At 51.7% G+C, this 22335-nt stretch carries 24 protein-coding genes; 5 read left to right on the top strand and 19 right to left on the bottom strand.

Annotated features, from left to right (window positions below; all coding sequences use genetic code 11):
- Positions 1 to 140 precede the first annotated feature (140 nt).
- Both yhaL and A1WG_RS15740 read right to left on the bottom strand, forming a co-directional pair.
- Positions 141 to 305, bottom strand: a complete 165-nt coding sequence (gene yhaL, locus A1WG_RS15735; protein ID WP_010379152.1) for a protein YhaL — start codon at positions 303 to 305, stop codon at positions 141 to 143.
- 22 nt (positions 306 to 327) lie between these two features.
- The gene (locus tag A1WG_RS15740; RefSeq protein ID WP_000633605.1) at positions 328 to 1029 is read right to left on the bottom strand and encodes a pirin family protein; all 702 of its coding nucleotides are present in this window, start codon (positions 1027 to 1029) and stop codon (positions 328 to 330) included.
- A gap of 104 nt (positions 1030 to 1133) precedes the next feature.
- Between A1WG_RS15740 and yhaJ the strand changes: the two genes are divergently transcribed.
- Positions 1134 to 2030, top strand: a complete 897-nt coding sequence (gene yhaJ, locus A1WG_RS15745; protein WP_001041020.1) for a DNA-binding transcriptional regulator YhaJ — start codon at positions 1134 to 1136, stop codon at positions 2028 to 2030.
- Between the two features lie 33 nt (positions 2031 to 2063).
- Here yhaJ and A1WG_RS15750 read toward each other — a convergent pair whose 3' ends face one another.
- The 11 genes from A1WG_RS15750 to exuT all read right to left on the bottom strand — a co-directional run bounded on the left by A1WG_RS15750 (position 2064) and on the right by exuT (position 9340).
- The gene (locus tag A1WG_RS15750; protein ID WP_000384147.1) at positions 2064 to 2432 is read right to left on the bottom strand and encodes a DUF805 domain-containing protein; all 369 of its coding nucleotides are present in this window, start codon (positions 2430 to 2432) and stop codon (positions 2064 to 2066) included.
- 121 nt (positions 2433 to 2553) lie between these two features.
- Positions 2554 to 3540, bottom strand: coding sequence for a glutathionyl-hydroquinone reductase YqjG (gene yqjG, locus A1WG_RS15755; RefSeq protein ID WP_001517138.1), 987 nt, complete (start codon positions 3538 to 3540; stop codon positions 2554 to 2556).
- A gap of 69 nt (positions 3541 to 3609) precedes the next feature.
- Positions 3610 to 4002, bottom strand: coding sequence for a DoxX family protein (locus A1WG_RS15760; protein ID WP_000732229.1), 393 nt, complete (start codon positions 4000 to 4002; stop codon positions 3610 to 3612).
- A gap of 186 nt (positions 4003 to 4188) precedes the next feature.
- The gene (locus A1WG_RS15765; protein WP_000015590.1) at positions 4189 to 4488 is read right to left on the bottom strand and encodes a YqjK-like family protein; all 300 of its coding nucleotides are present in this window, start codon (positions 4486 to 4488) and stop codon (positions 4189 to 4191) included.
- Positions 4478 to 4882, bottom strand: a complete 405-nt coding sequence (locus tag A1WG_RS15770) for a phage holin family protein (protein WP_001517136.1) — start codon at positions 4880 to 4882, stop codon at positions 4478 to 4480. The genes A1WG_RS15765 and A1WG_RS15770 overlap by 11 nt, the downstream gene beginning before the upstream one ends.
- A 2-nt stretch (positions 4883 to 4884) precedes the next feature.
- Positions 4885 to 5190 carry an ElaB/YgaM/YqjD family protein gene (locus A1WG_RS15775; RefSeq protein WP_000031410.1) on the bottom strand — a complete coding sequence of 102 codons (306 nt, stop codon included), beginning with the start codon at positions 5188 to 5190 and terminating at the stop codon, positions 4885 to 4887.
- Between the two features lie 37 nt (positions 5191 to 5227).
- Complete coding sequence (gene yqjC, locus A1WG_RS15780; RefSeq protein ID WP_010379140.1) at positions 5228 to 5596, bottom strand: DUF1090 family protein YqjC; 369 nt, start codon at positions 5594 to 5596, stop codon at positions 5228 to 5230.
- Positions 5597 to 5742: 146 nt separating this feature from the next.
- Positions 5743 to 6126: an EnvZ/OmpR regulon moderator MzrA gene (mzrA, locus tag A1WG_RS15785; RefSeq protein ID WP_001166776.1), complete on the bottom strand. Its 384-nt coding sequence runs from the start codon at positions 6124 to 6126 to the stop codon at positions 5743 to 5745.
- A 3-nt stretch (positions 6127 to 6129) separates the two neighbouring features.
- Entirely contained in the window at positions 6130 to 6792 is a 663-nt protein-coding gene (yqjA, locus tag A1WG_RS15790) for a DedA family general envelope maintenance protein YqjA (RefSeq protein ID WP_000422149.1), read from the bottom strand.
- A 343-nt stretch (positions 6793 to 7135) separates the two neighbouring features.
- On the bottom strand, positions 7136 to 7912 hold the full coding sequence (gene exuR / locus A1WG_RS15795) for a transcriptional regulator ExuR (RefSeq protein ID WP_000406032.1): 777 nt from the start codon (positions 7910 to 7912) through the stop codon (positions 7136 to 7138).
- 129 nt (positions 7913 to 8041) lie between these two features.
- Entirely contained in the window at positions 8042 to 9340 is a 1299-nt protein-coding gene (gene exuT, locus A1WG_RS15800; protein WP_001517135.1) for a hexuronate transporter ExuT, read from the bottom strand.
- 482 nt (positions 9341 to 9822) lie between these two features.
- Here exuT and uxaC point away from each other — a divergent pair, with 482 nt between their 5' ends.
- The 3 genes from uxaC (at position 9823) to A1WG_RS15815 (ending at position 13371) form a co-directional block, all read left to right on the top strand.
- The gene (gene uxaC, locus A1WG_RS15805; RefSeq protein WP_000187442.1) at positions 9823 to 11235 is read left to right on the top strand and encodes a glucuronate isomerase; all 1413 of its coding nucleotides are present in this window, start codon (positions 9823 to 9825) and stop codon (positions 11233 to 11235) included.
- A gap of 14 nt (positions 11236 to 11249) precedes the next feature.
- Positions 11250 to 12737, top strand: coding sequence for an altronate dehydratase (gene uxaA, locus A1WG_RS15810; RefSeq protein ID WP_001199399.1), 1488 nt, complete (start codon positions 11250 to 11252; stop codon positions 12735 to 12737).
- An 82-nt stretch (positions 12738 to 12819) separates the two neighbouring features.
- The gene (locus tag A1WG_RS15815; protein ID WP_001517134.1) at positions 12820 to 13371 is read left to right on the top strand and encodes a YgjV family protein; all 552 of its coding nucleotides are present in this window, start codon (positions 12820 to 12822) and stop codon (positions 13369 to 13371) included.
- Positions 13372 to 13374: 3 nt separating this feature from the next.
- On the opposite strand, the gene sstT is transcribed toward A1WG_RS15815, so the two are convergent.
- The 5 genes from sstT to A1WG_RS15840 form a co-directional block, all read right to left on the bottom strand.
- Entirely contained in the window at positions 13375 to 14619 is a 1245-nt protein-coding gene (gene sstT, locus A1WG_RS15820; protein WP_000211634.1) for a serine/threonine transporter SstT, read from the bottom strand.
- A 557-nt stretch (positions 14620 to 15176) separates the two neighbouring features.
- The gene (alx, locus tag A1WG_RS15825; protein WP_001098824.1) at positions 15177 to 16142 is read right to left on the bottom strand and encodes a TerC family membrane protein Alx; all 966 of its coding nucleotides are present in this window, start codon (positions 16140 to 16142) and stop codon (positions 15177 to 15179) included.
- A gap of 282 nt (positions 16143 to 16424) precedes the next feature.
- Entirely contained in the window at positions 16425 to 17411 is a 987-nt protein-coding gene (locus A1WG_RS15830) for a Gfo/Idh/MocA family protein (protein WP_001517133.1), read from the bottom strand.
- A gap of 78 nt (positions 17412 to 17489) precedes the next feature.
- Positions 17490 to 18182 carry a SanA/YdcF family protein gene (locus tag A1WG_RS15835; RefSeq protein ID WP_000942580.1) on the bottom strand — a complete coding sequence of 231 codons (693 nt, stop codon included), beginning with the start codon at positions 18180 to 18182 and terminating at the stop codon, positions 17490 to 17492.
- 75 nt (positions 18183 to 18257) lie between these two features.
- A complete protein-coding gene (locus A1WG_RS15840) occupies positions 18258 to 18761 on the bottom strand; it encodes a M48 metallopeptidase family protein (RefSeq protein WP_001517132.1) in 504 nt (167 codons plus the stop codon).
- 84 nt (positions 18762 to 18845) lie between these two features.
- On the opposite strand from A1WG_RS15840, the gene rlmG reads away from it, so the two are divergent.
- Positions 18846 to 19982 carry a 23S rRNA (guanine(1835)-N(2))-methyltransferase RlmG gene (gene rlmG / locus A1WG_RS15845; RefSeq protein WP_000018671.1) on the top strand — a complete coding sequence of 379 codons (1137 nt, stop codon included), beginning with the start codon at positions 18846 to 18848 and terminating at the stop codon, positions 19980 to 19982.
- Between the two features lie 116 nt (positions 19983 to 20098).
- Here rlmG and fadH read toward each other — a convergent pair whose 3' ends face one another.
- Positions 20099 to 22117 carry an NADPH-dependent 2,4-dienoyl-CoA reductase gene (fadH, locus tag A1WG_RS15850; RefSeq protein ID WP_001517131.1) on the bottom strand — a complete coding sequence of 673 codons (2019 nt, stop codon included), beginning with the start codon at positions 22115 to 22117 and terminating at the stop codon, positions 20099 to 20101.
- Positions 22118 to 22335 lie beyond the last annotated feature (218 nt).

The following is a 22335-nucleotide window of genomic DNA, read 5'->3' as shown; positions in this document are numbered from 1 at the left end:
TGTGCAATTTGTTGGTTTTGTTGGGTTTTGTACCCGGTGCCGGATGCGATGCTGGCGCATCTTATCCGGCCTACGGGTTGTGCAATTTGTTGGTTTTGTAGGCCGGATAAGGCGTTTACGCCGCATCCGGCAACCTGTCTTTACGCGGTAGCTTCATCCTCGGCTAACCGCGTTTCAGCATCAGCGACTATCGCTTCCAGCTCACTCAACATCTCTTCATAGCCAAAGTTTTTAGTAGCGCGGGTGGCTTCTTTCGCCACTACGGACTTCACTTGTTGACGTTTCTTCGTCGATTTTTTACTCACCATCTTCTCCCTGTAAAAACAACTAGACGGGTAAATCTATCAGCAAAGCGCGCAGTGGGGAATCGGCAACCAGCGTAATGTTAGTCTCGTCACGAATAAACGCCCCGTCGCCGCAGCTCAGCGCCGCTTTCTCTTCGTTGTGCGTAATCGCATGAAACTGACCGTGAATCGATTGCAAATAGGCACGCGGGCCGTGTAGTTGAAAGCTCGCACTTTCGTTCTTATCGAGCACTATATGATGCAGCCACACCTGCTGGCGCAGTTGCAGGCTACCCTTCGCGCCATCGGGCGAGGCGATTAATTGCTGCTTATCCATATTAAGCGCCAGTTTTTGAATCAGCGGATTCTCCCGCTGTGGACAAGCGTCCAACCAAAGCTGCATCCGCGTTAACGATTTGTCCTTGCTGATGTTATGTTCGCTATAACTCACGCCCGGCTGAGTAGAAAGCAATAAGGCTTCACCAGCGCTGGCTTGAACATGATTGCCTTCACTGTCGCGGTATTCTGCCTCTCCATCCAGAATCACATTCAAAATATCGACTTTTGGGTAGGTTCGCGGCTGGAAGGCGGCACCTGGGGTCAGCACTTCCTGGTTAAGTACACGCAGGGAGGCATAGCCTAACAATGTAGGGTCGAAGTAGTGTCCAAAGGAAAAAGTATACCGGGCCTGCAACCATCCGTAGTCTGCTTGTCCACACTGTCTGGCAGTTCGGGTAGTAATCATAATTCTTGACCTCTCTTTACTTCCTTTTATGGTAAGGGGCTGGACGCTACATTGTTAGCCAGATATTCTGCCCGGTATGTTCAAATTTCCTGAATGAGAACGACATGGCCAAAGAAAGGGCATTAACGCTGGAAGCACTGCGTGTTATGGATGCTATTGATCGCCGTGGCAGTTTTGCGGCAGCAGCAGATGAGCTGGGACGCGTGCCTTCTGCGCTTAGCTACACCATGCAAAAACTGGAAGAAGAGCTGGATGTGGTGCTGTTTGACCGCTCGGGGCATCGGACAAAATTCACCAATGTCGGGCGTATGTTGCTGGAGCGGGGACGTGTTCTGCTGGAGGCAGCAGATAAACTGACTACTGATGCCGAAGCCCTCGCGCGCGGTTGGGAAACACATCTCACTATTGTGACTGAGGCGCTGGTGCCGACGTCGGCCTTTTTCCCGCTAATCGACAAACTGGCGGCGAAAGCCAATACCCAACTGGCAATCATCACCGAGGTGCTGGCGGGGGCGTGGGAGCGACTGGAGCAGGGCCGGGCAGATATTGTTATCGCGCCGGATATGCATTTTCGTTCTTCGTCGGAGATCAACTCGCGCAAGCTCTATACCTTAATGAATGTCTACGTCGCCGCGCCGAATCACCCGATTCATCAGGAGCCGGAGCCGCTTTCGGAGGTTACGCGTGTGAAATATCGTGGGATCGCGGTGGCAGATACCGCCCGTGAGCGTCCGGTATTGACGGTGCAGTTGCTGGACAAACAGCCGCGCTTAACGGTCAGCACCATTGAAGATAAACGGCAGGCGTTACTGGCGGGGCTTGGCGTGGCAACCATGCCGTACCCGATGGTCGAAAAAGATATTGCTGAAGGGCGGTTGCGTGTAGTCAGCCCGGAATCGACCAGCGAAATCGATATTATTATGGCCTGGCGTCGCGACAGTATGGGGGAGGCAAAATCCTGGTGTTTGCGAGAAATCCCTAAATTGTTTACGGCAAAATAATCCATTAAGCACCTTTTGCAAGGTGCTTAATTATTATTCTTGTTCCAGTTTTGGGTCTGGCCCAAACCGGTTTTCACCTGGTGTACCCGCCTGGCAGTTAAACACGATGATAATCAGCCAGCCGATAACCGGGATTAAGAACAGTAGCACCCACCATGCCGAGCGGTCGGTGTCGTGCAGGCGACGGAACTGAACCGCCCACCACGGTAAAAACACCAGAATGCCATAGATGGTCGTCAGAATGCCCTCGCCACCGGCGCGTTGCCAGCCTAACATTTTGTCCAGCAGCCCCAGCACGAACGTAAAGATGATGTTGACCAGAATAAACATCCAGTACTCTTTGCGCCGCGCACGTCCCCGGAAACCGACATAATTTTTCAGTACTTTCAGATACCAGTCCATTTTTGCCTCAATTTTGCTCAATCACTTGTTTTTAAAGCAGCAAATTAAGAATAGACATGAATGAAATTACAGTAAATATTAACTTGATGAATTAATAAGGCATCGTGAAGGGTACCTTTGTTTAGCTGAAGCGAACATCCCGCCCGTGTGGTTCATCGAGATCCTGCCACGGACCAATCGAAATAATCCCGGTGGGATTGATGGTCTTATGGCTGCGGAAGTAGTGATTACGGATATGATCGAAATTGACAGTTTCGGCAATCCCCGGCATCTGGTAGATATCGCGCAGGAAGCCGTACAGGTTCAGGTAATCGCTGATGCGGTGCTTATCGCACTTGAAGTGGGTGACATACACCGGATCAAAACGGATCAATGTGGTCCACAGGCGAATATCGGCTTCGGTGAGCTGGTTACCTGTCAGGAAGCGATGCTGCCCTAAGATCTGTTCCAGGCGCGCCAGTGATTCAAATACTTTTACTACTGCTTCGTCATAGGCCTGTTGGCTGGTGGCGAAACCGGCCTTATAGACGCCATTGTTAACGGTGTCGTAAATCCAGTCATTGAGTTCGTCAATTTTCGTTTGCAGTGCAGGCGGGTAGTAATCACCAGCTTTCGCACCCAGCGCATCAAAAGCGGTATTGAACATGCGGATGATTTCCGCTGATTCGTTGCTGACGATGGTGTGATTCTTTTTGTCCCACAGCACGGGAACGGTGACACGACCGCTATAGTGCGGATCGGCATGAAGGTAAAGCTGATACAGAAACTCGTGTTGATAGAGCGTGTCGCCGGTTGCACCTGGAAAACTGTCATCAAAGGTCCAGCCATTTTCCAGCATCAGTGGGTTCACCACGGAAACAGAGATGAACGGTTCCAGACCTTTGAGTTTACGCATAATCAGCGTGCGGTGTGCCCACGGGCAGGCGAGTGAAACATAGAGATGGTAGCGGTTTTTTTCTGCGACAAAACCACCTTTGCCAGTCGGTCCAGGCGCGCCATCGGCAGTGAGCCAGTTACGAAATGCGGAAGCTGAACGTTGAAATTTACCGCCGGTGGATTTTGTGTCGTACCAGGTGTCATGCCAGACACCGTCAATCAGTTGACCCATTTTTCTCTCCTCCAATAGCAAAAACGAGGAGCTTCCTCCTCGTTTTTTATCGTTAAGTATAGCCTGTGCTTACCACTTTTTATTCAGCAGGCGGTCGATGCTATATGCGCCCGGACCGGTAATCGCCAGAAGCAGGTATCCACCAGAAATAGTCATATTTTTCATAAACATTAGCGAGTTCATGCCTTCGGCAAAGTTGCTGTGAAATAAAAATGCCGTCAACAGTGTAAAGCCAGCGGTAAACAGTGCGGTGGTACGCGTCAGGAAACCGAACAGGATTGCCAGGCCGCCACCGAACTCAAGCAGGATCACCAGCGGCAGCATAAAGCCCGGGACACCCATCGCTTCCATGTATTGTTGCGTGCCTGCATAACCGGTAATTTTCCCCCAACCTGCGCTAATAAACAGAATTGGCATTAAAATACGCGCTACCAGTACACCAACATCTTCTAATTTTTTCATCTTACTCTCCACTGCGCCACTCAGGCCGCTGATTGTTTTTTTCTGCAAGAGCGCGGTATTAGCGTCGTTGCTGTCGATGGAGAGAAGCATAAACGTAGTGAATGGTGATTGTTAGCAAGGAAAACTGTCAAAAATTTTCAAAAAATTTGAGGGATAAGGCCGGAATGACTCCGGCCAGAGAGGTAATTAACCGCGAAGCTGCTGCTGATTAATCGTACTTTTAACCAGACGCCAGGCACTCCAGACGCCAAAACCGCGTCTGGCCCAGCGAACCAGCATATTCGGATGGCGAATTGTCCAGATAGCCATCACGCTGCTGCCAACCAGCGCCCAGGAGCGCAAACTCAACAGCATATTCCAGCGACGATCGTAAGCGCCTGTTGCCTCCAGCCAGTCACGACGACTGGCGGAAAGATCCAGCCGTTGTTGCTGGATCTGGCTAAGTAGCTGTGCCTTGCGGCGTTCACGTTCGACTTTACCGCTCACGGGACTCCTCCTCGAGCAGTTGCCGATCGTTCGCCAGTTCATGGCGCGTATGGCGCAACAGGGTCGATTTCCGCGACTTGCGTAATGTCCAGATACCGCCAATCAGCGCTAAAAGGAACAATACCACGGTGGTGGCAATCATTGCATTCAGGCGATATTGCGGATCAATCGCCCAGATAATCAGCACCATCAGGCTCATAAGACCAAATGCAGCAAAAAGCATCGTCAGACCCAGCATCAGTAATAACTGAAAGATATTGGCTTTTTCTTCTTCCAGTTCAACCACCGCCAGCCGCAGACGTGTCTCCACCATTTCAACCATGATAGTGACAATTCGCTGCCCGATGCCCAGAACGCTTTTACCGGGCCCTTGCGCGTGCTGAGTGTCCGCCATAATTAACGACGAGACAGTAGAACGCCCAACACTACACCGACGGCAGCGCCAATGCCTACGCCTGTCCACGGATTTTCACGCACGTATTCATCGGCACGTGCCGCCGCTTCACGGGTCTGTTTGGCAATTGCATCACCGGTTTCACCCAGACGGTAACGGCTCTGTTTCAGTGCCTGCTCCGCTTTGCTGCGAATCTTACTCAACTCTTCTTTCGACTTCTCTCCTGAAGCGCTTAGTACTTCTTCCAGCGTATCAGACAGGGATTTCAACTCAGCACGCAGATGTTCCGTAGTGTGTTCTTTCGACATAGTTTTCTCCAGGTGAGTAAGTAGTGACTATTGTGGATTAGTAGGCGCGCGCTTCCAGCTTTTTCAGCTCTTCCTGCGCTTCTGCCAGTTTCCGTTCGCGTTTGGCAATCTTATCCGCATCGCCTTTTTGTTTGGCCTCGGCTAAATCATGTTTGCGTTCCGCTACCTCATCTCTCTGCTTTGCGATTTTCTTCTGATGATCGGCGCGCAGTTGGCTATCTGAACAATTGGCCCGTACTTCTCTAAGGGCTTTGTTCAGGCCGTTGATACGATTCTGGTTTTGGTGTTTTTCAGCATAGCTGATCTCCTTAAGGATATTTTGCTCCTTTTCCTGACAAAGAGTAGTGGCATAACTACTGACACTAAGAGCAAAAAGAGAAACAGCTAAAGCGATGCGGTATTTCATTCTTGAACCTTCCATTGTGACTCGGACCCATTACAGAGGAACGATTGTCCAGACAACGAAGCGGTAGTGTTAACCACCGCCTCATTAATCATAGACAGTAACAGTGAAATCACCAAAGTGAGTGATATGTTTCGGATAACAGGAAGTTATCCGAAGCGATGAGAGTTATCTCGCAGCCGGGTCAGCCACTGCATAGCCTGACTATTATTGTCCTGCTGTGCAATGATGTAGCCATGAGGCAATGTTCTGTCGAGAACAGCTTTTGCGGCGGCACTCTGGTCGCTGGAATCAAATGTAATCAGTAGAGTGTCATTCTTGGGAGTGATGCTTTTGAAAGGAATGCCGTGAGCGTCAAGGTGATGCCAGATGGAAAAACCGTCTGGCATCGTCGTGCCTTGATGAACGGCACGGATCGCCAGCGTTGAATCTTGCTGACGAACCGCGGACCAGGCCAGCAGCAGCGTGCCGACCAGCAGTAAAGCAGCGCCGGACCAGACTAGCTGACGAAGCGACATGCGAGGTATTTGCATCCCTTACCCCCGATTTCCATATTTCTTTTTCCATAACACAACCAAAGAACCTGCCAGACCAAACACCAGCAGTACCACCGGGAGCAGCATCAGGCATGACATGAGCTGATCCTCATACTTCAAAAATACCGGCGTTTTGCCGAGCATGTATCCTAAGGTTGTCAGGATCAACACCCACAGCAGACCGCTCATCCAGTTGAAGAACTGAAAACGGGCATTATTCAGCCCTGACAACCCGGCAATAGTCGGCAGTAATGTTCTGACAAACGCAATAAAGCGGCCAATCAGCAACGCGGATAAACCGTGTTTGTGAAAAAGATGATGTGCGCGTTGGTGATAGTGCGCGGGTAAATGGGAAAGCCAGTTTTGCACGGTGCGGGTATTGCCCAGCCATCGCCCCTGTATGTAACTGACCCAGCAGCCAAGGCTGGCGGCAACGGTCAGTAACAGAATCGTTTGCGGATACCCCATCGCGCCTTTAGCAATCAATACACCGACCAACACCAGTAAGCTGTCGCCCGGTAAAAAGGCTGCCGGAAGCAAGCCGTTTTCAAGGAACAAAATTACAAACAAGACAAAATACAACATGCCAATCATCGATGGATTGGCCAGCGTTTCAAAATCCTGCGCCCACAGGGCTTGCAGTAATTGGGTCAAAAGTTCCATTCATTATTCCTGGTGAATCGGTTAACGCCACGCCGGTTTTAAATGATGCACTCCCGCCAGGTTATTACTGTTTTTGTATGGATTGCGGGTCGGGACACCAACACGGCCTGAACTATTCCCTGTTAAAACGTGAGATAAGAAAACATTTAATAGCATAAATTCAAATTGAATCTAATTGTAACAAAGGTCAACGTTGTTCGTTATCAAAATTACATGTCCGTGGGGTCTGATTTTGCTGATTGCAGGGGAGGGTGGCGAGAGGATTTACACAGGCTGACACTTTATACTTTTCGCTTACTGATAAAGCGCACAGGCACCTGGCAGCGCCTGTCAGAAGAGAGGGCTATTTATTGCTATTGGCAGCCGTATCCAGATGTACAACCGGGTTTTCAGCAAACAGGTAACGGTCAGCATTGAATTCGAAATCATCACTGGTTTCGTTAAATAACATAATTTTAGTGTTTTCCAGATGCTGCCACATTGCCAGTTTAGCGGCATGGGGATCTTTGCGAATCAGCGCTTTAAGGATTTGATCGTGGTCATCGCACCAGTTATCGACGGTACGAGAATCAATGTGTTCGTGGAGTTTTTTCCAGTACGGGTTATGGCTACGCTGGGTCCACATTTTCTCAACGATGGCTGCCAGCGCCGAGTTCTGCGTTGCCAGGGCTACCTGAATATGAAACTGCAAGTCCCACTCGGAATCGCGGAAGCATTGTTCGCCGCGTGCCTGCTCCTGGATGGCCATCAGTTTCATGATGTCCTGTTTAGTGACCTGGGTAGCGGCAAACTCAGCAATATTGCTTTCGATGAGCTGGCGTGCCTGGAGCAACTCAAACGGACCGTAATTAGCAAATTCCATATTATCGTCAGCCGCTTGCTGATGGCGAGGCTGGTTGGAAACCACATGAATACCTGAGCCTTTACGCACCTCTACATAGCCTTCTACTTCCAGCATGATGATGGCTTCACGAACCACGGTGCGGCTGACGTTTTTTTCATCGGCAATAAAACGTTCGGCGGGTAATTTATCACCCACCAGATAGACGCCCTGCTCGATGCGCTCTTTCAGGTCAGCAGCAAGTTGTTGGTACAAACGGCGTGGTTCAGAGATTTCCATATGCGCTCCAGGCATGATACAGCAGACTATATTTGTTATACCACTTTTGCGAGATTTGCTCTACTCGCAGTGATGAAAAAGCCGCCTGAAAAGGCGGCTTCGAAGGGAAACTAAAACTTATACTTTGCGTTAATGTTGCGGTGCGGGATCGTTATGTGTTTCCTGCGCCACCTCAATCGCTGGTTTGTTCTGCAATACCGTCCAGATAACCAGCGCGCCTAACAGGTCGAACACTGCCAGTACCGCGAACAGCGGGCTGAAGCCGATGGTGTCAGCCAGTGCACCCACAACCAGCGCAAACAGCGTACTTGCCAGCCATGCGGACATCCCGGTCAGACCGTTTGCCGTTGCCACTTCGTTACGACCGAACACGTCAGAAGAGAGCGTAATCAGCGCGCCAGACAGTGCCTGGTGAGCAAAACCACCGATACACAGCAGCATAATCGCTACATACGGGTTGGTGAACAGACCGATCATACCCGGGCCAATCATCAGTACCGCACCCAGCGTTACAACCATCTTACGGGACACGATCAGGTTCACACCAAACCAGCGCTGGAACAGCGGCGGCAGGTAACCACCGAGGATGCAACCGAGGTCAGCAAACAGCATCGGCATCCAGGCAAACATAGCGATCTCTTTCAGGTTAAAGCCGTAAACTTTAAACATGAACAGCGGGATCCACGCGTTGAAAGTACCCCAGGCGGGTTCCGCCAGGAAGCGCGGCAGTGCGATACCCCAGAACTGACGGTTACGCAGGATCTGACCAACGGACAGTTTTTTCGCCGTGCCAACCTGGTGCTGGGCTTCCTGACCATTAATAATGTAGTCGCGTTCTTCATCGGTCAGATGCTTCTGGTCGCGTGGATGCTTATAGAAAATCAGCCATGCCATCGCCCAGATAAAGCTCAATGCACCAGAGATGATAAATGCCATCTGCCAGCTATGCATTACGATTGCCCATACTACCAGCGGCGGTGCAATCATCGCGCCAATTGAAGAACCAACGTTAAAGTAACCTACTGCGATGGAACGCTCTTTCGCCGGGAACCATTCGGAGCTGGCTTTCAGACCCGCCGGGATCATTGCCGCTTCAGCAGCACCTACTGCACCACGAGCAATCGCCAGGCCGCCCCAGCTACCCGCCAGCGCGGTAGCGCCACAGAACACTGCCCACAACACGGCAAACATCGCGTAACCGATTTTTGTACCCAGAACATCCAGTACATAACCCGCTACCGGTTGCATGATCGTATAAGCAGCAGAATAGGCTGCGATGATGTAGGAATACTGTTGGGTGGAGATGTTTAACTCTTCCATCAGAGTTGGCGCAGCCGCCGCTACAGTGTTACGCGTCAGGTAGCCAAGCACGGTGCCGAGCGTCACCAGTGCGATCATGTACCAACGTAACCCTTTAATTTTACGCATGTAAAACCTCATCGTTTTGTTATATCCGCAGGAATCGCGGCCATCATCCCGCCAGAGGCTGAAGATGTTAGTTACGACCGGGTAACCGAAAAAAAACCGGCACGCCCCGAACGTTGCCATGAAAGTTTCGTGCTAATTCGGCTTCCGTACCGGTCAACCCGATTCATCTAACAAATGAATGAATCAGCAATTTGCATTCCGTCGACTTATGATTTGCGACGGCAGAAAGATAACTTGTCATACAACTTTAAAAGGTGAGAGCCATCACAAATGTGCGAATATTTGTAGGGACATTACTGGATAATGACGAGGCCAGAAATGGCGCGGCTTGCGGCGGTGTTTACCACTTTGAGAGTAATTTTTTTAACTACGTTTATTGATCTAACTCACGAAAATATCTTCTGGCTCTGGAAATTGGTGTGATAACTTTGTCAGCATCGCACCATAAGCAAGCTAGCTCACTCGTTGAGAGGAAGACGAAAATGACTCCGTTTATGACTGAAGATTTCCTGTTAGATACTGAATTTGCCCGCCGCCTGTATCACGACTACGCAAAAGACCAGCCGATTTTCGATTACCACTGTCATTTGCCGCCGCAGCAGATCGCAGAAGATTATCGCTTTAAGAATTTGTATGACATCTGGTTGAAAGGTGATCACTACAAATGGCGTGCAATGCGTACCAATGGCGTGGCTGAACGCTTGTGTACAGGTGATGCCTCTGACCGTGAGAAGTTTGATGCGTGGGCGGCGACCGTTCCACACACTATCGGCAACCCGTTATACCACTGGACGCATCTGGAACTGCGCCGTCCGTTTGGTATCACCGGTAAACTGCTGTCTCCGTCGACTGCCGATGAGATCTGGAACGAATGTAACGAATTGCTGGCGCAGGATAACTTCTCCGCGCGCGGTATCATGCAGCAGATGAACGTGAAAATGGTTGGCACCACCGACGATCCGATTGATTCTCTGGAACATCACGCAGAGATCGCCAAAGACGGTTCTTTCACCATTAAAGTGCTGCCGAGCTGGCGTCCGGATAAAGCCTTCAACATCGAACAGGCGACTTTTAACGACTATATGGCGAAGCTGGGCGAAGTTTCCGACACCGACATTCGCCGCTTTGCTGATCTGCAAACCGCCCTGACCAAACGTCTGGATCACTTCGCCGCTCACGGTTGTAAAGTGTCTGACCACGCGCTGGATGTGGTGATGTTTGCCGAAGCGAACGAAGCGGAACTGGATAGCATCCTGGCACGCCGTCTGGCTGGTGAAACTCTGAGTGAGCACGAAGTGGCACAGTTTAAAACTGCGGTACTGGTGTTCCTTGGTGCCGAATACGCACGTCGCGGTTGGGTGCAGCAGTACCACATTGGCGCACTGCGTAATAACAACCTGCGTCAGTTCAAACTGCTGGGGCCGGATGTAGGCTTCGACTCCATCAACGACCGTCCGATGGCGGAAGAACTGTCTAAGCTGCTGAGCAAACAGAACGAAGAAAACCTGCTGCCAAAAACCATTCTTTACTGCCTGAACCCGCGCGATAACGAAGTGCTGGGCACCATGATCGGTAACTTCCAGGGCGAAGGTATGCCGGGCAAAATGCAGTTCGGTTCCGGCTGGTGGTTTAACGACCAGAAAGACGGTATGGAACGTCAGATGACCCAACTGGCGCAGCTCGGTCTGCTGAGCCGCTTTGTCGGTATGCTGACTGACAGCCGTAGTTTCCTGTCATACACCCGTCACGAATACTTCCGCCGCATTCTGTGCCAGATGATCGGTCGCTGGGTGGAAGCAGGCGAAGCACCGGCGGACATCAACCTGCTGGGCGAGATGGTGAAAAATATTTGCTTTAACAATGCGCGTGACTACTTCGCCATTGAACTGAACTAAGGTCTGGGGTTGATATGCAATACATCAAGATCCATGCGCTGGATAACGTCGCGGTCGCTTTAGCGGATCTGGCTGAAGGCACAGAAGTCAGTGTCGATAGCCAGACTGTTACGCTGCGTCAGGACGTCGCTCGTGGACATAAATTTGCGTTAACGGATATCGCAAAAGGAGCCAACGTCATTAAATATGGTCTGCCGATTGGTTATGCATTGGCGGATATTGCGGCGGGGGAACACGTTCACGCCCACAATACGCGCACGAATCTGAGCGATCTGGATCAGTATCGCTATCAACCTGATTTTCACGATCTGCCAGCACAAGCGGCAGATCGTGAAGTACAGATCTATCGTCGCGCTAACGGCGATGTCGGGGTGCGTAATGAGTTGTGGATCTTGCCGACCGTTGGCTGTGTCAATGGCATCGCGCGGCAGATCCAGAATCGTTTCCTGAAAGAGACTAACAACGCCGAAGGGACTGATGGTGTGTTCCTCTTCAGCCACACCTACGGCTGCTCGCAGTTGGGCGACGATCACATCAATACTCGTACTATGCTGCAAAACATGGTGCGCCATCCGAATGCGGGCGCAGTACTGGTGATTGGTCTGGGGTGTGAAAACAACCAGGTTGATGCTTTTCGCGAAACGCTGGGGGATATTGATCCTGAACGCGTTCATTTCATGATCTGCCAGCAGCAGGACGATGAAATCGAAGCCGGGATCGAACATCTGCATCAGTTGTATAACGTGATGCGCAACGACAAGCGCGAGCCGGGCAAACTCAGTGAACTGAAGTTTGGTCTGGAGTGCGGCGGTTCCGACGGTCTTTCTGGTATTACCGCTAACCCGATGCTGGGGCGTTTTTCTGACTACGTGATTGCTAATGGCGGTACTACCGTACTGACCGAAGTGCCGGAGATGTTCGGTGCAGAGCAGTTGCTGATGAGTCATTGCCGCGATGAAGCGACGTTTGAAAAACTGGTCACTATGGTTAACGACTTCAAACAGTACTTTATTGCCCATGACCAGCCGATCTACGAAAACCCATCACCGGGGAACAAAGCAGGCGGTATTACCACGCTGGAAGACAAATCACTTGGTTGTACTCAGAAAGCGGGTTCCAGCGAAGTGGTTGATGTGTTGCGTTATGGCGAACGTCTGAAAACGCCGGGACTGAACCTGTTAAGCGCGCCGGGTAACGATGCTGTGGCAACCAGCGCACTGGCGGGCGCAGGCTGCCATATGGTGTTGTTCAGTACTGGTCGCGGTACGCCGTATGGTGGTTTTGTTCCAACAGTGAAAATCGCCACCAACAGCGAACTGGCGGCGAAGAAAAAACACTGGATCGACTTTGACGCGGGTCAGTTGATCCACGGTAAAGCGATGCCGCAGTTGCTGGAAGAGTTTATCGACACCATCGTTGAGTTTGCCAACGGTAAGCAAACTTGCAACGAGCGTAACGACTTCCGCGAACTGGCGATCTTTAAAAGCGGCGTAACGTTATAAGATCGAAATGAGTTGTTAATAAAAAACGGCGTTTCATAATGTGAAGCGCCGTTTGCTTTTCCATACCTGCTAAGGATTTATCATGACCGCGTATTGGCTGGCCCAGGGCGTGGGTGTCATCGCCTTTCTGATTGGTATCACAACATTTTTCAACCGTGACGAACGTCGCTTCAAAAAGCAGCTTTCGGTCTATAGCGCCGTTATCGGCGTGCATTTCTTTCTCCTGGGCACCTATCCTGCCGGTGCCAGTGCCATCCTTAACGCCATCCGTACACTGATTACCCTACGCACGCGCAGCTTATGGGTGATGACAATCTTCATTGTGCTCACTGGCGGAATTGGCCTGGCGAAGTTCCATCATCCTGTTGAATTGCTGCCGGTTATTGGCACGATCGTCAGTACCTGGGCGCTGTTTCGCTGTAAAGGGCTGACTATGCGCTGCGTGATGTGGTTTTCAACGTGTTGCTGGGTGATTCACAACTTTTGGGCCGGGTCGATTGGTGGCACGATGATTGAAGGCAGTTTTCTGTTGATGAATGGCCTGAATATCATTCGTTTCTGGCGGATGCAGAAAAGGGGAATTGATCCGTTTAAAGTAGAGAAAACCCCTTCCGCCGTAGACGAAAGGGGTTAAGCATTAATTACGCAGGGCGCTATTTGCCAGACGCTCATCTTCTGCCTGGCATGCTGCCGCGGTGAACAGCACGTCAGTTGACGAGTTCAGCGCGGTTTCGCAGGAGTCCTGCAATACGCCGATAATAAAGCCGACGGCGACCACCTGCATGGCGATGTCGTTTGGGATACCGAACATATTACAGGCCAGCGGGATCAGCAGCAGAGAACCACCAGCTACGCCTGATGCGCCACAGGCACACAAAGAAGCAACCACGCTCAACAGCAGCGCCGTGGGCAGATCCACCGGAATACCCAGCGTATTGACCGCTGCCAGCGTCAACACCGTAATGGTGATCGCCGCGCCCGCCATATTGATGGTTGCTCCCAGCGGAATAGAAACGGAATAGGTATCACGATCCAGATTCAGCTTTTCGCACAGCGCCATATTCACCGGAATATTCGCCGCAGAGCTACGGGTGAAGAAGGCGTACACGCCGCTTTCACGTAGGCACAGCAGTACCAGCGGGAACGGATTACGACGAATTTTCCACCATACCAGCAGTGGATTAACCACCAGCGCCACCAACAGCATACAGCCAACCAGCACCGCGAGCAGTTGCGCATAACCCCACAACGTGTCGAACCCTGTGGTTGCCAGCGTAGAAGAAACCAGGCCAAAAATACCGATCGGCGCGAAGCGAATCACCAGCTTCACCATAAAGGTGACGGCATTCGACATATCGTTGACCAGGTTTTTGGTGGTCTCGTTACCATGACGCAGGGCAAAACCGAGGCCAATCGCCCACACCAGAATCCCGATGTAATTACCTTTTAGCAGGGCGTCGATAGGGTTGGAAACCATACTCATCAGCAACCCGCGCATGACCTCAATAATGCCTGACGGGGGGGTAATATCCCCCGCACTGCTGGATAAATGCAGAGTAGAAGGGAAGGCGAAGCTGAAGACAACTGCGGCCAGTGCAGCGGAGAAAGTACCCAGCAAATAGAGAAACAGAATAGGGCGGATATTGGTTTTTTGTCCGTGCTGGTGGTTAGCGATGGAAGCCATTACCAGCATCAGCACCAGGATTGGCGCTACAGCTTTCAGCGCGCCGACGAACAGGGTGCCTAACAGGCCGACAGCTTCAGCCGCCGGTTTTGAGATCCATGCCAGGAGAATCCCCAGAACAAGGCCGACTAGGATTTGTTTTACCAGGCTGCCATGAGCCAGACGCCGGAATATCCCCGGTGAACGTTGCGTAGTCATTTTTCGATCCTTTCGTTGTGTTGTCGCACATCCCTGGTGCGTTCTGTCGACGCATCTTTCAGGATGTAACAAAGTATTTGCAAGGTTGAGTATAAGGAAAGTTGTGGGTTCGGGAAGCTAAAAATACTGGATTTTAAAGAGAGGTCATGTTTTGCAACTTAATTGTTACATTTATTTGACATAAACAGAGGGAAGGACTGACTACTAAGGCTGATTAGATAACATATGGGCAAAACTATTTGGAGTATGAGAACGGTTGCGCTCCTTTAATGTGCAATGCCATATAAAGTCACTGGCGCAGGGAGCGCGCAGGGGGCGGCCAATCGCCGCTGCCCCCTGCACCCCGGGCTCTGGCGAACAAAATCGCCGCCGCGCGGTTCCCTCAGCTTATCCCTTGCGGCTATCGGGTACGGGCGCGAGGTAACATCCCTGTAAAACACGCCCTCGCCGCGCATCCCTGCGGTCTTTTTGTAACGAGCTATAAGTCGATTACATAATTAATAGCTCATCTTTGTCTGGAATGAGTTATCTCCAGTAATGGCTTAATATACAGCGAATTACTCTACCCGCTGCTTATCATGCTGATAATTCACCCACGCGTTGATAATAAACGTCGTCACCAGAATGCCAAACACCACGCCCAGCGAGACGGCGATCGGAATATGGTAGAAATCGACAATCAGCATCTTGATACCAATAAACACCAGAATCACCGCCAGGCCATATTTGAGCATCGAGAAACGCTCCGCCACGCCCGCCAGCAGGAAATACATCGCACGCAGGCCGAGTATCGCAAACAGGTTTGAGGTCAGCACAATGAACGGATCGGTGGTGACGGCGAAGATTGCCGGAATGCTATCCACGGCGAAAATCACGTCGCTTAACTCCACCAGAATCAACACCAGCATCAGCGGCGTGGCATACAGCAAGCCATTCTTACGCACAAAGAAGTGCTCGTTGTCGATGGTGTCGGTCATGCGCAAATGACCTCGCAGCCAGCGTACCAGCGGCTTGTCGCCAATCCCTGATTCGTCTTCATGGGCCAATGCCATCTTCACGCCAGTAAACAGCAGGAATGCGCCAAAGATATACAGGATCCAGTCGAACTGCGAAATCAGCCAGCTACCGGTGAAGATCATGATAGTACGCAGGACAATCGCCCCGAGCACGCCATACACCAGCACGCGGCGTTGTAATGCCGCCGGAACAGAGAAATAGCTGAACAACATCAGCCAGACAAAGACGTTATCAACCGCCAGAGATTTCTCAATCAGATAACCAGTGAGGAAGGCCAGCGCCTGCGGGTCCGCGACTTCGCGTCCCTGTGTCTGCGCCAGATACCACCAGAAAGCGGCGTTAAACAGTAACGACAGCGTCACCCAAACCAGTGACCAGGCTGCAGCCTGTTTCATGGTCATAGCGTGCGCACCCCGACGCCCCTGCAACAACAGGTCGATAGCCAGCATAACAGCGACAACGACAGCGAATCCGCCCCATAACAACGGCGTGCCGACAGTATTCATAGAAGTTCCTTACACATAAAAAAACGGCCAACGTCGGAAGACGTCAGCCGCTGCTTTTTATGCATAGACCTCGCCTTCCGGCAAGGTCTCACTTACAACAAAAAAGGAATACGTCTGCGTATTCCTTTCGGGTTGCCCGGTGACCGGATGTGGTTTTTCACACATCGTAATGACGATCGACCGGCAATGAAGTTACTCCCCTTTGCTGGTAACAAAGTATGACAGACCATTCATCCAGTCAATGGTCTGTTACATGCCTTTTACACTGCTTTACGGTAACAATTATTGCTTTACGCTATCTGCCGGAAAAATCACCCCGGTCTGGCGGCGGATCTCGGTCAGCAGTTTGGCGGTGATACGACTGACTGCCAGACCCGGATGATCTACCAGATGCTCATCCACCAGAGTGGCGAACAGCTCTGCTTCGTAGAGCATGGTATTAATATGCTGCGGCAAGGTGAGATCCTGCATCTGGCTGCCACGCGGTACAAAACAGACTTTCTGGCACTCGGAAAGTTTTTCAATTACCAGTGATCCCGCTTCGCCCTGAATCTCGCTTGCCAGTACAGAATCGCTGACTTTGGAGTGCTGCAACGTAACGCTGAAATCACCGTAATCCATCACCACCACGCCGTGGGCATCCACGCCGCTTGCCAGCAAACTGGCGGTTGCCTGCACGCTTTTCGGCTCACCAAATAACGCCACTGCCGACGCCAGGCAGTAAAAGCCGATATCCATGATCGAGCCGTTAGAGAACGCCGGATTAAAGGTATTGGGATTCTCGCCGTCGAGATAACGTTGATAACGCGAAGAGTACTGGCAGTAGTTAAAAAAGACTTTACGCAATTTGCCGACTTTCGGCAGCGCCTGGCGTAACAAATGAAAGTTAGGCAGGCTGGCCGTTTTAAATGCTTCAAACAGCACCACCTGATTTTCCCGCGCGCAGGCAATAGCGGCATCCACTTCCGCCAGATTCGACGCCAGCGGTTTCTCGCAAATTACATGCATTTTGTGACTGAGGAAAAGCTGCGTCTGGGAAAAATGCAGGGCATTCGGGCTGGCAATATACACCGCGTCAATGGCATCGCTTTCCGCCATCGCTTCCAGCGAAGTGAACAGATGCTCGACAGAAAAATCATTGGCGAAGTGCTGGGCCTGTTCAAGGCTGCGGGAATAGACGGCGGTTAACTTGTATTTGCCGCTCTCATGGGCGGCCTCGACGAACTGGCGGGTGATCCAGTTCGTGCCAATCACGGCGAAACGTATCATAACGCGTGGTTACTCCATAAAGGGATTCTGTCGTCAATGTAGCACGCCTTTTTCATCTTCGGCGTGCGTGGATACGCATTATTTCTGCGCCGGACAGCCATGTTCGCTAAATGGCCCAATCATGACCGACGGCCCGAGATATTTCGGCTGGCGATGGAGGATTTTGGCGTCAATCACCGCGCTGACGCGAGCGAGTTTTTCCCGCAGTTGAGTATAAAAACCCTGTTTCATATTCAGGTCAGGGGCATTAAAACCGATAGCATCGATGCCGTACTGTTTTGCCAGCCAGATGGCGCGTTGGTTATGAAATTTTTGCGAAATAATGGTGATATGGTTCTCACCAAACACTTTATTGGCGCGCACCACCGAATCAAGCGTTGAGAATCCGGCATAATCGCAGAAGATGACTTTCGCCGGTACGCCTTTAGCGATGAGCGCCCGCTGCATTCCTGACGCTTCATCGTAATTTTTTCGTCCGTTATCGCCACTGACCAACAGCCACTTCACTTTTCCGGCGTGGTACAACTCTGCGGCGCTATCAATACGTCGGGTAAAGTAGCGATTACCCGGCTTTGCTCCCAGCAATAACCCCACGTTACGTACCGGAACTGCGTTGACATCGCTCCATGTTAGTTGCTGGCTGGCGTTGACCATCGCCCGATCGCTGATAAAAACCGTCGCGCCTGCTACAAGCAACAGTAAACAGGCAATCTTAAGAATCCGGCGGGAAAAACAAACGCGACGAAGAAGGCGGAAAAATGCGCGCAGCATGGTCGTTATCCTTAACGAAAGAGGGACGTCGATTTTAGGCGTTAATGGGAGAAAATATAACGCCTGAATCCATTTTCAGATTTTGCCCCGGCCAAGCGACAGTTGCGTCAACCACAGGCGAGTGTCGAACTCAAGCTGGTGGTACTGTGGTTCCATATGACAGCACAACTGGTAGAACGCTTTGTTGTGCTCCTTCTCTTTCAGATGCGCCAGTTCATGCACCACGATCATGCGCAAAAACGGTTCCGGCGCGTTGCGAAACACGGTAGCAACGCGAATTTCAGCCTTCGCTTTCAGCTTGCCGCCCTGCACGCGGGAAACAGCAGTATGTAATCCCAGCGCGTTTTTCAGCACGTGGATCTTATTGTCATACATCACTTTATTGATCGGCGGGGCATTACGCAGAAACTGATTTTTCAGATCCTGAGTGTATTGCCAGAGGGCTTTATCGGTGGAGTAGTCGTGCGTTCCCGGATAGCGTTTTGCCAGCACATCACCCAGACGCTGTTCATTAATTAGCGTGCGCACCTGGGAAAGTAGCTGCTCGGGATAGCCCTGAAGATAAGTAAGATTGCTCATAACTGCCCATGAAAAAGAGAAAAAGGGTATACTCACGCACCCTTTTCAGGGGCAACGTCGAAATTTTATCATTCAGGAGGGCCGATGAGCCACTTAGACAACGGTTTCCGTTCACTGACACTACAACGTTTTCCGGCGACGGATGACGTTAACCCGCTACAGGCGTGGGAAGCGGCGGATGAATATTTGCTGCAACAGTTGGACGACACAGAAATCCGCGGCCCGGTGTTAATCCTGAATGATGCTTTCGGTGCGTTAAGCTGCGCGCTGGCGGAACATAAACCGTACAGTATTGGTGATTCGTATATCAGCGAGCTGGCAACGCGCGAGAATTTGCGTCTCAACGGGATTGATGAGTCGAGCGTGAAGTTTCTCGACAGCACTGCCGACTACCCGCAACAGCCGGGCGTGGTGTTGATCAAAGTGCCGAAAACGCTGGCGTTGCTGGAACAACAACTGCGTGCGCTGCGCAAAGTGGTCACGCCGGATACACGTATTATTGCTGGCGCTAAAGCCCGCGACATTCACACTTCCACGCTGGAACTGTTCGAAAAAGTGCTCGGCCCAACCACCACCACGCTGGCATGGAAAAAAGCGCGACTGATTAACTGTACCTTCAATGAACCGCCGCTGGCTGATGCACCGCAGACCGTTAGCTGGAAACTGGAAGGCACCGACTGGACTATCCACAACCATGCGAATGTCTTCTCCCGCACCGGGCTGGATATTGGCGCGCGTTTCTTTATGCAGCATCTGCCGGAAAATCTTGAAGGGGAGATAGTCGATCTCGGCTGTGGTAATGGCGTCATTGGTCTGACGCTGCTTGATAAAAACCCGCAGGCGAAAGTGGTGTTTGTCGATGAATCACCGATGGCAGTTGCTTCCAGCCGATTGAACGTAGAAACCAACATGCCTGAAGCGCTGGATCGCTGCGAGTTTATGATCAACAACGCACTTTCTGGCGTAGAGCCTTTTCGCTTTAATGCTGTGCTCTGCAACCCGCCGTTTCACCAGCAACATGCGCTGACCGATAACGTTGCCTGGGAGATGTTCCACCACGCCCGCCGCTGCCTGAAAATCAACGGTGAGCTGTATATCGTTGCCAACCGCCATCTGGATTACTTTCACAAACTGAAGAAGATTTTTGGCAATTGCACCACTATCGCGACGAATAATAAATTTGTGGTGCTGAAAGCAGTGAAGCTGGGGCGTCGTCGATAAGGTTGGGAGCTACCTGCCGGATGCGGCGTAAACGCTTATCCGGCTTACATTCAGCACGTTACCCCGAGGCCGGATAAGACGCGCCAAGCGTTGCATCCGGCACTTCAAAGAACGATTTAAATCTCCAGCGCAAGCCGCGTCCCCTGAGCTATCGCTCGTCGTGCGTCCAGCTCCATAGCCACATCGCAGCCGCCAATTAAATGCACGGTTTTCCCGCTATCAATGAGCGGTTGTGCCAGTGCGCGGTTTGGCTCTTGCCCTGCACAGATCACCACATGATCTACTGCGAATACCTGCGTTTCACCGTTGATCACCACATGCAGTCCGTCATCATCGATCTTCTGATAACTTACGCCTGGGATCATTTTCACGCCGCGCGAGAGCAGGGTGGTGCGATGGATCCAACCGGTGGTTTTACCCAATCCCTGACCTGGTTTGCTGGCTTTACGTTGGAGCATTACGATTTGTCGTGGGCTACGGGGGATCTGTATACCTTGCGAACTTAAGCCACCAGCTTGTTGCAGGCTGCTGTCGATCCCCCATTCTGTGCAGAATTCAGCGATATTCTGGCTGGTGGATTCGCCTGGCTGACTCAAATACATTGCCGTATCAAAACCAATACCGCCACAACCGATGATGGCGACTTTGTTGCCCACTGGCGCTTTGTCGCGCAGTACATCGAGGTAACTCAGTACTTTCGGATGATCGATCCCGTCGATGGGCGGAATACGCGGCACGATCCCGCTGGCAAGGATCGTTTCATCGAACGCCTGTAATTGATCCGCCGTCACGGTGTGATTGAGTTTCAGCGTCACGCCCGTCACTTCGATCATCCGGCGGTAGTAACGCAGTGTTTCGTAGAACTCCTCTTTACCGGGGATCTGTTTGGCAATGTTGAACTGCCCACCGATCTCGCCGCGAGTATCAAACAGCGTTACCTGATGTCCACGTGCTGCTGCGTTAATGGCAAACGCCAGCCCCGCCGGACCTGCACCGACCACCGCCAGATTTTTTTTCTGCATAGCAGGAAGGATTGGCATTTTGGTTTCATGGCAGGCGCGAGGATTGACCAGACACGAAGTCACTTTGCCGACGAAGATCTGATCCAGACAGGCCTGGTTACAGCCAATACAGGTGTTGATCTCATCAGATCTCCCCGATTGCGCTTTTGACAGCAGCTCGGCATCAGCCAGAAACGGTCGCGCCATCGACACCATGTCCGCATCGCCACGCGAGAGGATATCGTCGGCAACCTGCGGATCGTTAATTCGGTTGGTGGTCACCAGCGGCAGTGATACATGGCCTTTCAGTTTGCGCGTGACCCAACTGAATGCGCCGCGCGGCACGGGAGTGGCGATGGTCGGAATCCGCGCTTCATGCCAGCCAATGCCGGTATTGATAATGGTTGCGCCAGCCGTTTCAATGGCCTGCGCCAGTTGTACCGTTTCGGTAAAAGTGCTGCCGCCTTCTACCAGATCGAGCATCGACAGACGGTAGATAATAATGAAATCGTTGCCGACGCGTTCGCGCACTGCACGTACCACTTCAACGGCAAACCGCATCCGGTTAGGGTAATCACCACCCCACTGGTCGCTACGCTGGTTGGTGCGCAGAGTCAGAAATTCGTTGATCAAATACCCTTCGGAACCCATAACTTCTACGCCATCGTATCCGGCCTCCCGCGCCAGTTGCGCACAGCGGGCGAAATCGTCGATCAGTTGCAGGATCTCTTCATGGCTTAACTCATGAGGAACGAAACGGTTGATGGGAGCCTGCAATGCGGACGGGGCGACCAGATGCGGCTGGTAACTGTAGCGCCCGGTATGCAAAATTTGCAGGGCGATTTTGCCGCCTTCCTGATGTACCGCTTCGGTAATAATGCGATGGTGTGGGATCTGACTGGCGTCGTTGAGCATTGCGCCGCCTTCCATGCCAACGCCCGTTAAATCTGGTGCGATACCGCCGCTGACAATCAGCGCCACGCCGTGGCGGGCGCGTTCGGCATAAAACGCCGCCAGCCGCTCAGCGCCATCCGGGTATTCCTCCAGCCCGGTGTGCATTGACCCCATCAGTACGCGGTTTTTTAACGTGGTGAAGCCTAAATCAAGCGGGGCGAACAGCGACGGGTAGCTCATAAGATTGTCCAGTATGTAAAATAATTGTTATGTGGTCGGATGAGTTCTAATTTAGCCGTCGCCGGAGAAAAGGGAAAAGGGGAATGCGGGGTTTGTGATGGGATTCAAAAAGAATACGCCCGATGGTAATGCCGGATGCGACGCTTGCCGCGTCTTATCCGGCCTACGGGGACTTATCCGGCCTACGGGCGTACATGTAGGGCGGATAAGGCGTTCAC

Source organism: Escherichia sp. KTE96 (assembly GCF_000408525.1).
In the GTDB taxonomy this organism is placed as follows: Bacteria; Pseudomonadota; Gammaproteobacteria; order Enterobacterales; family Enterobacteriaceae; genus Escherichia; species Escherichia marmotae.
This window is presented reverse-complemented; position numbering and strand designations above follow the sequence as displayed.